We start from the raw sequence: 11703 nt of genomic DNA, 5'->3' as shown, positions 1-11703 counted from the left end.
TCAACGAGGAGACGTTCGACGCACTCGGTCATGGGCTGCGCCTGCACAGATCGGCCTCGGCGGTTACGAGCCGGCCGATGGCACTGGGACACGTTGGCGCATTGAACGATTCGCCGGCGGGGCGCGACTCGTCGGCTTGCGCTCGCCGCATTCCAAAAAAATCTTGTCTCGCCTCTTGCCTCCGACCTGATCCCGGTGCTATATAAAAATCTATGCCAGTTGGCACATATAAGCCGTTCTGGTAGACGCACAAAGTGTGGAAACAGGAAAGGATAAATGGAGGTGGCAACCATGCTGATGCGTACCGACCCGTTCCGTGATCTGGACCGGCTCACCCAACAAGTTCTCGGCACCGCGGCCCGGCCCGCCGGCATGCCTATGGACGCCTGGCGCAGCGGTGACGAGTTCATCGTTGAGTTCGATCTGCCTGGGGTGGACACCGATGCGCTGGATCTGGACATTGAGAACAACGTGGTGACCGTGCGCGCCGAACGCGCCGCGGTAGACCCGTCCCGGGAGATGCTCGCTACCGAGCGACCGCGTGGTGTCTTCTCCCGCCAGCTGGTGTTGGGCAACAACCTCGACACCGCGCGGATCGCGGCGGATTACCAGGACGGGGTACTGCGACTGGTGATACCGGTGGCTGAAAAGGCCAAGCCTCGCAAGATCACCGTAGGTCGTTCCAAGGCCGCGAAGGACAACACGGTGATCACCGAAGAAGGCAGCCCGGTGCTCAACGGAGCGTCTGCAAAAGAGCCCGCCGGGGTCTGATCCGTGGATGCCCGGGACCACGTGAACGGTCGGCTGGTCCCGGGCATTCGCAACCCACTGACTGATCCTCAGGAGTCGCGGTTGCGGTTCCGCTTGGTCAACTCGACGCCGAGCTCGTCCGGCGGGACCGGATGTCCTTCGGTGCACCGGACCTCGACGGTGGCGTCGGCGCCGCAGCCCAGGTGGGTCAGGCGTAATCGGTTGCGGCCGGGGAGATGTCGCTGGCCCCACTCGAACATCGCCCACACCACCGGCATGAAGTCGACGCCGGCCTCGGTGAGGATGTATTCGTCACGGGTGCGTTGCCCGGGCTCGCGGTAGGGCCTCCGCGTCAGCAGGCCGAGGTCGACCAGCTCGGACAGTCGGGCGGCCGCCGCGGCCTTGGTGATACCGACGCGGTGGGCGAAGTCGTCGAACCGGGTGGTGCCGTAATAGGCCTCGCGCATGATCAGCATCGCGGACTTGGTGCCGAGTGCGGCCATGGTCTTTCCGATCGAGCATTCACCGACCGCCGACCAGGCGTCGCGATCGGCCAGTACGCCCTGCAGGAGTGGCATACATCACCTCCGTTCTGGGTTGCTCCCAGTATACCTAGGTGTTACATCTGGGTATAGCTGGATAAACCTAGCGCGGACTCAAGGAGGAGTCATGTCATACCAGGATCGAGACGCCGTCATTGTCGGCGCGGTACGAACGCCCGTCGGCAAGGGCAAGGCAAGCGGGGCGTTGCACGACGTTCTGCCCGCGGACCTGCTGGCGCACAGCCTGCGCGAGCTGGTTGCGCGCACGGGCGTGGACCCGGCTCAGATCGACGACGTCATCGCCGGAGCCGTGACTCAGGTGGGCGATCAGGCCGTCAACATCGCGCGTAACTCGTTGCTGGGTGCGGGCTTTCCGGAGTCGGTTCCGGGCACCACCATCGACCGCCAGTGCGGCAGCAGTCAGCAGGCGATAAGCTTCGCCGCTCAGGGCGTGCTCGCCGGCGCGTACGACATCGTCGTCGCGGCCGGGGTGGAATCCATGAGCCGTGTGCCGATGGGCACCTCGGTACTGCCCGGCAGCAACCCGTTCGGTGCGGGCATGAAGGAGCGTTACCCCGACGGCCTGGTACCGCAGGGCATCAGCGCCGAACTCATCGCGTCGCGCTGGGGCTTTTCGCGCGCCGCTCTCGACGAGTTCTCCGCGAACAGCCACGAAAAGGCTGCGCGCGCAACCAAAGACGGGCTCTTCGACAACGAACTGGTCCCGATCGCGGGATTGAGCACGGATGAGATCATCCGGCCCGGTACCACCGTCGAGACGCTGGCCGGCCTCAAGCCGGCGTTCTACGACCCGGCAGTGGGGGAGCGCTTCCCGCAGATCAACTGGGAGATCACGCCCGGCAACTCGTCGCCGCTCTCCGACGGCAGCGCCGCGGTACTGATCACCAGCGGGGCGGCCGCCAAGAAGCTCGGCCTTCGTCCGCTGGCCCGCATCCACACCACCACCGTCGTTGGATCGGACCCGCTCTACATGCTGACCGGCGTCATCCCGGCCACCGAGAAGGTGCTGCACAAGTCTGGGCTGAAGCTGTCCGACATCGATCTGTTCGAGGTCAACGAGGCCTTCGCTCCTGTGGTGCTGGCCTGGGCCAAGGACACCGGTGCCGATCTGGCCAAGACCAACGTCAACGGCGGCGCGATCGCGATCGGACATCCGTTGGGCGCCAGCGGCGCTCGCATCATGACGACGATGGTCAACGCGCTGGAACAACGTGGCGGCCGGTACGCGCTGCAGACGATGTGTGAGGGCGGCGGCATGGCCAACGCCACCATCATCGAGCGACTGGACTAGTCCGCGGCACCGAACGACCCCTGCGCCCAGCCGTTTTGGGCGCGGGGGTTGTCGTTCACGGTACGACCGGGATGAAGCGGCGTCTGGAATTTCTATACCAGGCGTTCGTCAGGATGATGGCACTGTCATGGGTGATGAACCAGTGCCCGTGCTGATCGGCGAGCACGAATGGTCTGGCCGCTGTCTGGGTGTATCTCGGTCCCGGCCCCATCGTTTCGACGGTCGCTCCGGCCAGATCGTCAGGGGCTGGCTGGATGTTGGTGACGAGGAAGTCGATTGGTAGGCGCCCGCCATGCGCATTCATCTGGTTCAGGTGATCGTCGAGTGTCTGGTCTTCCTCGGGCGTAAAGCCGGGAACGACGATGTCGGTTTTGCTCGCGGCTGGCCTCTCTGGGTCAGTCAACTCGGCCAAGATTCCGACCACCTGATCGACGGTGGGCACAGGTCCGGTGCAGGGGTCTTGACCGGGGTCGCCACAGTCCGCGTGAGCCGTTGCGGGTGCCACCAGTGATGCAGCGAACAGCGTGGCAGCCGTGATGAAGCCGGAAAAGCTATGCAGCAACTGGATTCTCACCCGTATTCCTAGAGCCCGATAAACGACAGTAAGTCCGCGAAGATCGAGGGATCGACGGCGGTGACCGGGTCGACGCTTGCCGCAAGATCGGCCGCCGGCGTGAGATCGAACAGCTTGTCGACCAGGCTGCCGAAGATGTTGACGGGCAGCGATTCTCCCAGCAGCGACCCGTCGAATCCGAAGCCCGCTGAAATGAGATCGAGGGTGTTGGCTGCCGAAGTGGGGTCGGCGACGTAGGCGTCCGCGGCCGACAGGAAGGCCGCGCTGCTGTCCGCGAGCTGCTGGTCCGGGCCGTTGAACAGCACTTCACCCAGTCCGGAGAACACCGGGTTGCCCGACGTCAGGAGGGGCGTCTGGATGGCCTCGAATTGACCGGTGAGTTCGGCGAGTGCGGGCGGAATGGTGCCCTGCGTGCCCTCCAGTTGGCTCAAGGCGGTCAGTCCGTCGGAGATGTCAGTCTGTGCCGTCGTCAGCAGTCCGATGTCCGTGGTCACGCTGACTGGCGTGCCGTCGGTGGCCGCCGGGACTGCCTCCGCCGCAGCGGATCCCGTGTAGTTCATCAGGTACTGGATGATGGGGGTGATGTTCTCGTTCCCGAACGGTGTCTCCAGGAAATCGCCGACGGTGGTGGGGGACCCGGTGATGTTGACTTCTTCCAGAACGTTGCCCCATCCGCCGCCGAACTGCTCGACGAGGAAGCCGGTGTTCTCCGGCAGCAGTGTTCCAGGGACGCCGGTCACGTTGATGTCTTCGATGTAGGGGTTACCGAACAACAGGGCCAGCGGATTCGAGGCATCGCCGGGGCTGTATTCGACGTATCCGGTGAAGGTGCTGAGCGGGATGCCGAGGGTGGATAGCGAATACTCTTGAGTACCAAAGACATCCCCGGCCGCATCCGTGGCCGTCACCGTCTCGGCCCCTAGCGGCGCGACGCTGTAGACGGGCGAGAACACGTTCGTCGGGTCGGCGCTGTAGACGAACGACGCGGGGTCGTATTGATTGCCGATCGCGGCCAGGAGAGTGTCGGAGACGGCGGGATCCACTGCGACGCTTCCGGTGTCGCCCCGACTGATTGCAGCCCCGGTCACGCTGATGATGGCTGCAGCGAGTGTCCCGCCAACCAAACTGCTACCGGCGACCCACGCGCGAACTCTGCTCCTCATCATCGCGACACCTGTCTGCATTGGAACGCCAAACCTGAACGGGGCGTAAGCGTTACTAAGAGTCTCTAAGCGTCCATGAGGGTGTCAAGCTTGTTTAATCGACTGACAGCAAACTCGCAGCAGTCCTGACAGCGATTCGGGTGCAACACAATTCGGCTTCTGAAAATGAATAGCAGATCGCACGCCGGGTGTTTGGCGGTGAACTGAACACATGGCCGGCGACCGCGGCGGGGCCAGTTCAGATCTAGAACAGGGTCTGGATTTCAGCAGCCAACGATGCCAGCGAAGTCACGTCGCCCAACCCGGCCAGGTCGGCGGGGTTGAGAGCCGCGGCGGTGTCGCCTGCTGCCGGGATGTCGAAGATCGGTACGTAACCGACATCGGGTGTGCCGGGCCCGTAGACCAGGTAGTCGATCGTTCCGGCTGGGCCCTGGTAAAAAATGTTGTCTAAGTCGATCGAGGGGAATCCGGTGACATCGACAACTCCATCGCCGGTGCTCAAGGTGTCGTTCGTGGCAAACGTTATGCCACTTCCAAAGAAGTACAGCCCAAATACAGATTGGTCGTAGTTTGTTCCTACGGCGGGAGCTGATGCTCCGTCGCTGGCGATGACCTTTGCATCGAGATCTGTGTAGACCGGTGTGAAAAGTGTGCCCAGCAGGGTGTTGTTGTCCTCCACCTCATAACTGCCGCCGTCCGGCAGCAAGTACAACTGGTGGTCGTGAGAAAAATTGGCGATCAGTAAGTATGTAGATCCTTGGTCCGATTGCACGCTCGGATCGCCGGGTAGCGAGATGTAGTGCCCGACGGGGGGGTCGAACGGCGGAACGGGCAGTGTCGGTAGAACGTCGGCGTGTGCGATCGGTCCGATAGCAAATCCCGCGCTCAGTAAGGCTCCCGCAACGGCACCGAGCAAGTAGGCGGCTGCTGCTGTGTGGATTCGGCTCATCAGTGCGTCTCCTTTAGAACAGCGACGGAATGTCAGCGGCCAGCGTTGCCAGAGAATGGGCGTCGGCAAGCCCTACGAAATCGGCGGGGTTGATGGCCGCTGCGGTGTCACCGGCGGCGGGGAAGTCGAAAAGAAAAGTGTATGTAGGAGCGGTGGCGTAATCGTTGACGAGGTAGTCCATAGTCCCCGCCGGACCCTGGTAGTACACGTTTTCCCATCCTGAGTTACCGAACAAAAAGTTATCAACCATGCCCTCCGGGGTCGTCAGGTTCAAATGGTCGAACACCGAATATGTGCCCCCCAAGCCTAAATTGATTTCCGAGTAGGAGTTATCAAACGTCGTTCCCACTGCTGGGGCCACTCCGTCGCTGCTGGTGACCGTTTCCGTGTAGTCAGCGTAAAGCCCCGAATATTGAAACAACGGATGAATGGCGATCTCGTGAACCTCGAAGCTCCCCGTGGGCGACGAATAGGCTTGATCAAAGGACTCGGAAAAGTCGGTTCGGGTACCAACGTCGTTCGTTATGTCCCCCGGCGTCCCGTAGTTGCTTGGGTAGTAGAGGTAGTAGTACTGGTCGTAATCGAACGGCGGCACGGGCAGCGTCGGTAATACGTCAGCGTGCGCGACATCTCCGAATAACGCGACACTCAGCATCGCCCCAGTGGCAGCGCCGAGGATGGATGCCGTGATCGTTGCGCGAGCGGTGCCCATAGCGAACTCCCGATTGGCTAGGTGTGCGGGTTAGCCCGCGTGGCGTATCGGAAGAGTACCTGAGATTTGCCTGAAAAACATATGAGAATAATATCTCTGTATTGCAACACGCATCCCCCCCCGAACGCCGCCGGGCGGTCGCACCGCGCAGCAGTTACAGCGCAGCGGACATCGCATCAGTACAGCTCCACGGGGTGCGTAGCGATGTCGTCCAGCTAGTTCCAGCGCCAGCTTGATGTCTGCGGGGTTATACGGAGAGCGGAGCTCAACTCATTCCGGTGTCAGGCGCAGGGTCGTCGCCGCGGCGTCGTCGCCAACCATCCTGTCGGCTGAACTCCCGCCGTACTTGCCGCGGTAGGCGTCGTCGACGGCTGCCCGCAGCGTTGCAGACCCGGTGCCGACATCCTCAGCGCACACGTCGATTTCGACGCCCGGCACGCGAATGCGGGCTCGTGCCGTCTTCAGGACGCGGCCGAACCAGCCCGTCGAGCGGCGGTACCAGGTACGGACGAACACCTCGCCATCCGTCGTCACCACCCAGATCGGTGTCCACGAGCCCTGGGTCCCATCGCTGCGCGGCACCGCGATCTCGAGTTCGACGGCCGAGCCGATGTGGTCGAGCTGGCCCGGCGTCCAGCGCACCGTCAGAGCCAGCCGGTGCGAGCGGCCGCGACGGGTTCGGGGGGCTCCGGTGCCAACTCGCCGTCGCGCACGCCGTCGAGCATCCGCTTCACGGCAGCGACGATGTCAGGTGCGGCCGCGGCTAGCCCGGCCTTGTCGGCGTCGCTCACGTCGTCGGGGTCGACGCCGGCTCGGCTCAAAACCGCGTCAGGGTCGCCCAATTCGCCGGTGAGCCAGGCGACCGGATCGGCCGATAGTTCGGGAACGAAGTTTCGGCGGCCCGGCTCCCAGTCGCTGAATTTCGGATGGTGGTGCGCACGATCGAGTGTCCCGGGCGGGCTTTCGGTGGACCCGAACAGATCCACCCGCCACACCGGGCGGCCCAATGAGATCGGCACTCCGGCGTAGATCGAACCTTGCGGCTCACCCTTGTCGACCAGGCGCAGTTCCAGTCTGACGCCGCGTTCTGGCGTCTCCTGGCCCTCATTCGGTGTCGGGTCTACGAAGAACATGTCCCCGACGACGACTCCCATGGTCTCGAATCCGAATGCTGCAAACATGTATCCGAGGGTAGCCCTACCTATCGGCGGGGGTCGGGCTCGCGAAGCGTAGGGCGCCGGGCGCGGAACGTGGCACCGCAGGCCGAATCGGAGCCACCGGCGCCACCCGGACGTACGGCGATCCCAGTGGTGGACGCGCGTCCGCGTCGCCCTTGTTGGGCCACAACGACGTCGCGCGCTCGGCCAACGCGGTAATGGTGAGTGACGGGTTGACGCCCAGATTGGCCGTGATCGTCGAACCGTCGATGACGTGCAGCCCGGGGTGGCCGTGCATGCGGTGATATGGATCGACAACCCCGTCGTGCGCGGTCTCGCCGATGACGCAGCCGCCGATGAAGTGGCCCGTCATCGGGATGTCCGCCAGATCCGCCCACGCGCCGCCGGCGATCCCGTCGAGGTGATCCGCTGCGCGACGGGCGATTTCGTGGCCCACCGGAATCCAGGTTGGGTTCGGATCGCCGACGCCTTGACGCGACACCAGTCGCCGCCTGAACAGCCGACGCCGCGTGAAAGTTGTCAGCGAGTTGTCATGGGTCTGCATGACCAACAAGGGGATGGTCTGCTCCGACCAATTCGTCGGGTTGAGCAGCCGCCACAGGTCTCGGCGTTGCTTCACAAGCTCTTTCAGTCCGGTCCGCCAGCGCCGCCGCCCGTCCAGGCCGTCGACCAGAATCGTGCCGAGCAGCCCCATCAGATTCGAATCGTGGCCGTAGCGGCAGGGTTCGACATGGGTGTGATCGTCAGGATGTATCGACGACGTGATCGCGACGCCCTCCGAGTAGTCCACGTCGTCGCCGCGCGCCCGCACCGCCAGGATCGCCTCGGAGTTGGTCCGCGAGAGTTCGCCGAGCCTGGGCGAGACGTGCGGCAGGCTGCCACGGTCGCGCAGTCGGTGCAGCAGTCGCTGGCTGCCCAATGCGGCCGCCGAGAACACCACCTGCTCGGCGGTGAACGTCCGACGACGCCGGCGCACCTTGCCGCCCGTGCGGCGTGTGACGACGTCATACCCGCCGTCGGTGCGCGGGTGGACGTCGACGACCGTGGTGAGCGGATGGATTGTCGCGCCGAGGTTTTCGGCGAGATACAGATAGTTCTTGACAAGTGTGTTCTTGGCGTTCTGTCGGCAACCCGTCATGCATTCGCCACAGTGCAGGCACGCGTTGCGGTCCGGCCCGGCGCCGCCGAAGTACGGATCTCCGACCGGGGCGCCCGGCGCCGCAAGGTCACCGTCGGAGTCGCTGAAGCACACGCCGACCCGGGTGGCGTGGAAGGAGTCGGCGACGCCGAGGTCGGTGGCGATCTGCAGCATCACCTTGTCCGACGGCGTGGTCCGCGGATAGGTCTCCACCCCGAGCATCCGTTTGGCCTGGTCGTACCAGGGCGCGAGTTCGTCCTTCCAGTCGGTGATCCCACTCCACCGGGAGTCGGCGTAGAAGCCGTCACCCGGTTCGTACAGTGTGTTCGCGTAGACCAACGAACCGCCGCCGACGCCCGCACCGCTGAGCACGACGGCGTCGGACAGCAGGTCGATGCGTTGGATGCCGTAGCAGCCGACCGCGGGCTGGAAGAGATAATCCCTGACGTGCCAACTATTCTCGGCGAAGTCCTGGTCGCGAAATCTGCGGCCCGCCTCGAGCACGCCGACCCGATATCCCTTTTCGCTGAGGCGTAGCGCGGTCACGCTGCCACCGAAGCCGGATCCGATCACCAGCACGTCGTAGTCGAACTGAGTCACGCGTCAACTCCTTCCGCTATCGATGTCGGGAGGACCTGCCGATAGTCCGAGAACGCCACTGTCGTTGTGCGGCGCTGGTATTCGTGCACCAGCCCGGGCCAGTTCGTGGTGACGCGGCCGGAGTCGGTGCGGTACCAGGAGTCGCAGGTCGTCCAGACGCCGTTGTCCAGTCGCGTCTGCACATCGGTGTCGTAGGCCTGCTCCACCTCGGGCCGCACTTCGAATGCGCGCCGATCACCAGAGCGGATCAGTTCCTCGACCAGCTGGCGGATGTAGCGGGCCTGCTGTTCCATCATCAGGATTATTGAGCTGCTACCCAGGTTGGTGTTCGGGCCGTAGATCAGAAACAAATTTGGAAATCCGGGCACCGCCATGCCGAGGTGGGCCCGCGCCCCATCGGCCCACACCGACTGCAGGCTGAGCCCACCGCGTCCGGAAACCGTAATCGGCGAAAGGAATTCGGTGGCTTTGAATCCGGTGCCATAGATGATCACGTCAACCTCGTGATGCCGCCCGTCCGCGGTGCGTACGCCGGTCGCCGTCACCTCGGTGATCGACTCGGTCTCCACGTCGACGTTGTCGCAGGCGAGCGCCGGGTACCAGTCACTGCTGAACAGCACGCGTTTGCAACCGATCGCGTAATCCGGGGTGACCTTGTCGCGCAGCACCGGATCCTTGATGTGCCGCAAACGATTTGCCGACGCCCACCAGCCCACCAGCCGGGCCAGTGGCGCGGCCTTGGTCAGCGCGAGGCTGAAGAACTCGCTGAGGTACCAGATCAGCGCGCGCATCGCGGCGGCGAACCCGGGCACACGCCGGAACGCGGAGTGGTGGCCGTCGGTGTAGGCGCGGTCCAGCTTCGGGACCACATACGGCGCGGACCGCTGAAAGACCACGACGTGCTTCGCAACTCGACGAATGCGCGGAACGAATTGAATGGCTGAGGCGCCGGTGCCCAACACGGCGACCCGCTTGCCGGTCAGGTCGATGTCGTGTCGCCACTCGGCCGAGTGAAACGACGGCCCGGCAAAACTCTCGAGCCCGGGAATCGAGGGCAGCGCCGGGCGTGACAACTGGCCCACGGCCGGGATCAGGATGTCGGCCTCGAGCGTCTCGCCCTGTGACGTCCGCACCCGCCAGGTCGCGGAGGCGTCGTCGTACTCGGCCGAAGTGACCTCGACCCCGGTCCGCACCAGGTCGCGGAGTCCGAACCGGTCGGCGGTGTCGCGGATGTAGCCGAGGATGTCGGGCTGCTCCGCGTAGCGCCGGCCCCAGTCGGTCTTGCGGGCGAACGAGTAGGAGTACAGGTTCGACGGGACGTCGCAGGCCGCGCCGGGGTAGGTGTTTTCGCGCCACACACCGCCTATGTCTTCGGCCTTCTCCAGCACCGTCACGTCGGCCAGGCCGTCCCTGGACAACTCGTAGGCGGCGCCGAGGCCGCCGAAGCCCGCGCCGATCACCAGCGCTCGCGGGCGGTTGGTAGTCGTAGTCATGACGGCCACGTTAGGAGTGGTACCCGCCCCGGCGGGAGACGATTGCGGACGCAAAATCCATGATTCCGGCCAAATGGCCGATGCGGTTCAGACCGGCTGGCGCGCGCGGGGGCCGGCCGAGCGCTGAAAGCGGGCGGGAGTCGTACCCGTCCAGCGCTTGAACGCCGCGATGAAGCTCGTCGCCTCGGCGTAGCCCAGCCGCAGGGCGACGTCCTCAACCGACAGCGCGCCGGTCGCCAGCAGCTCCTCGGCGAGGCCCCGATGGACCTCGTCGGCGAGGTCCCGGAACGACGTGTTCTCTTCGGTCAGCCGGCGCCGCAGCGTCCGCTCGCTCATCGCCACGTGCCGGGCCACGCTCGCGACCGTGTGCGGTTCGCCACTGATCGACGCCAGTCGGTCGCGAACCCGGCGGGCGACGCCGGTCCGGGCCCGGCGGCGCTCCAGCAACTCCTCGCACTGCTGCGTGCACGTTGCGACCGTGATTTCGCTGGCCTGCGGCAGGCGGTCGGCCAGCATCGCCGCCGGAAACCTCGCGGCGTTGAGCGCGGCGTCGTATCCTGGGGCAACGCCGAACATGTCGCGCATCGCCCGGTCACCCGAGATCGGTGCGGGAGAAGCGAATTCGATCGACGTGAACGGCACGGGACTGCCCAGCAGGTCGGCCATGACCTGCGCGATCGCCGCGAGATCGCGTCGCACCAGGAACTCCGCCACCGGCCCGGTCAGGTCCGGCAGGTCGAGTCGCAACGCCGCCACCGGTCCCTCGACCGTCACGCTCGGTAGGCAGAACCCGTAGCTGAGCTCGTAGAAGCGGGCCGCGAACCGGACGGCATCGCCCAGCGTCGAGCTGGTCAGGCAGGCGAAACCGAAGATCCCCATGGATCCGACGTGGTAACCGTTGCCCACGCGTATTCCGAGATCAGCCGGGTCGCCCAAGAGGTCGACCAGGTTGGTGGCGACCGTCAACTCCTGGCGCCCGACGATCGTCGATGTGGGGTCGCGCAGATCGGCGTCGGTCAGGCCGGAATCCCTCAGCACGTCTGCGGCGGCAAGTCCGTTGTCGCAACCGAATTCGGTCATCAAGGCAACGCTGACGGTGCTTCGCGGGAAGTCCCAGTGCGACACCTGCTGCCCCGCGAACACGGTCATGCACCTCAGTATGACCAACGATGTCGAAGACGCCGAAGACAGAGCATTAGGCTCGTGCGCAATCAGGTGACAGGGAGTGTGGGTACGTGGACCTTCCGATCCGCGACGCGGTGCATTGGGCGACGGGCTACGGGCTGCCACGG

The 11703-nt window shown here is 64.7% G+C and carries 12 protein-coding genes; 2 read left to right on the top strand and 10 right to left on the bottom strand.

The annotated features are described in order from the left end of the window. Positions 1-291: 291 nt before the first annotated feature. Positions 292-771, top strand: a complete 480-nt coding sequence (locus PT015_RS09345; protein WP_285191020.1) for an Hsp20/alpha crystallin family protein — start codon at positions 292-294, stop codon at positions 769-771. 68 nt (positions 772-839) lie between these two features. Here the strand turns inward: PT015_RS09345 and PT015_RS09340 are convergent, their stop codons facing one another. Continuing rightward, positions 840-1328, bottom strand: coding sequence for a winged helix-turn-helix transcriptional regulator (locus PT015_RS09340; protein WP_285190342.1), 489 nt, complete (start codon positions 1326-1328; stop codon positions 840-842). Positions 1329-1419: 91 nt separating this feature from the next. Here PT015_RS09340 and PT015_RS09335 point away from each other — a divergent pair, with 91 nt between their 5' ends. Continuing rightward, positions 1420-2604, top strand: a complete 1185-nt coding sequence (locus PT015_RS09335; RefSeq protein ID WP_285190341.1) for a thiolase family protein — start codon at positions 1420-1422, stop codon at positions 2602-2604. A gap of 55 nt (positions 2605-2659) precedes the next feature. Here the strand turns inward: PT015_RS09335 and PT015_RS09330 are convergent, their stop codons facing one another. The 9 genes from PT015_RS09330 to PT015_RS09290 all read right to left on the bottom strand — a co-directional run bounded on the left by PT015_RS09330 (position 2660) and on the right by PT015_RS09290 (position 11560). Continuing rightward, positions 2660-3178 (bottom strand): hypothetical protein, encoded by a 519-nt coding sequence (locus tag PT015_RS09330; protein ID WP_285190340.1) that lies wholly within the window; start codon positions 3176-3178, stop codon positions 2660-2662. Between the two features lie 8 nt (positions 3179-3186). After that, positions 3187-4221, bottom strand: coding sequence for a hypothetical protein (locus PT015_RS09325; RefSeq protein ID WP_285190339.1), 1035 nt, complete (start codon positions 4219-4221; stop codon positions 3187-3189). 364 nt (positions 4222-4585) lie between these two features. Further along, positions 4586-5290: a hypothetical protein gene (locus PT015_RS09320; protein WP_285190338.1), complete on the bottom strand. Its 705-nt coding sequence runs from the start codon at positions 5288-5290 to the stop codon at positions 4586-4588. Positions 5291-5303: 13 nt separating this feature from the next. Next, positions 5304-6002 carry a hypothetical protein gene (locus PT015_RS09315; protein WP_285190337.1) on the bottom strand — a complete coding sequence of 233 codons (699 nt, stop codon included), beginning with the start codon at positions 6000-6002 and terminating at the stop codon, positions 5304-5306. Positions 6003-6272: 270 nt separating this feature from the next. Then, on the bottom strand, positions 6273-6644 hold the full coding sequence (locus tag PT015_RS09310) for a DUF2255 family protein (protein ID WP_285190336.1): 372 nt from the start codon (positions 6642-6644) through the stop codon (positions 6273-6275). A gap of 2 nt (positions 6645-6646) precedes the next feature. Beyond that, on the bottom strand, positions 6647-7183 hold the full coding sequence (locus tag PT015_RS09305) for a hypothetical protein (protein WP_285190334.1): 537 nt from the start codon (positions 7181-7183) through the stop codon (positions 6647-6649). Positions 7184-7199: 16 nt separating this feature from the next. Further along, entirely contained in the window at positions 7200-8918 is a 1719-nt protein-coding gene (locus tag PT015_RS09300; RefSeq protein WP_285190333.1) for a GMC oxidoreductase, read from the bottom strand. Beyond that, positions 8915-10411 carry a flavin-containing monooxygenase gene (locus tag PT015_RS09295; RefSeq protein ID WP_285190331.1) on the bottom strand — a complete coding sequence of 499 codons (1497 nt, stop codon included), beginning with the start codon at positions 10409-10411 and terminating at the stop codon, positions 8915-8917. The genes PT015_RS09300 and PT015_RS09295 overlap by 4 nt, the downstream gene beginning before the upstream one ends. An 87-nt stretch (positions 10412-10498) precedes the next feature. Beyond that, positions 10499-11560, bottom strand: coding sequence for an AraC family transcriptional regulator (locus tag PT015_RS09290; protein ID WP_285190330.1), 1062 nt, complete (start codon positions 11558-11560; stop codon positions 10499-10501). Positions 11561-11703 lie beyond the last annotated feature (143 nt).

Origin of the sequence: Candidatus Mycobacterium wuenschmannii (genome assembly GCF_030252325.1) — a bacterium.
GTDB classification, from domain to species: Bacteria; Actinomycetota; Actinomycetes; order Mycobacteriales; family Mycobacteriaceae; genus Mycobacterium; species Mycobacterium wuenschmannii.
This window is presented reverse-complemented; position numbering and strand designations above follow the sequence as displayed.

Excerpts from the sequence above, each read along its gene's own strand:
- PT015_RS09290 (WP_285190330.1), bottom strand. The coding sequence starts at position 11,560 with ATGACCGTGTTCGCGGGGCAGCAGGTGTCGCACTGGGACTTCCCGCGA.
- PT015_RS09320 (WP_285190338.1), bottom strand. The coding sequence starts at position 5,290 with ATGAGCCGAATCCACACAGCAGCAGCCGCCTACTTGCTCGGTGCCGTT.
- PT015_RS09295 (WP_285190331.1), bottom strand. The coding sequence starts at position 10,411 with ATGACTACGACTACCAACCGCCCGCGAGCGCTGGTGATCGGCGCGGGC.
- PT015_RS09345 (WP_285191020.1), top strand. The coding sequence starts at position 292 with ATGCTGATGCGTACCGACCCGTTCCGTGATCTGGACCGGCTCACCCAA.
- PT015_RS09335 (WP_285190341.1), top strand. The coding sequence starts at position 1,420 with ATGTCATACCAGGATCGAGACGCCGTCATTGTCGGCGCGGTACGAACG.
- PT015_RS09340 (WP_285190342.1), bottom strand. The coding sequence starts at position 1,328 with ATGCCACTCCTGCAGGGCGTACTGGCCGATCGCGACGCCTGGTCGGCG.
- PT015_RS09315 (WP_285190337.1), bottom strand. The coding sequence starts at position 6,002 with ATGGGCACCGCTCGCGCAACGATCACGGCATCCATCCTCGGCGCTGCC.
- PT015_RS09305 (WP_285190334.1), bottom strand. The coding sequence starts at position 7,183 with ATGTTTGCAGCATTCGGATTCGAGACCATGGGAGTCGTCGTCGGGGAC.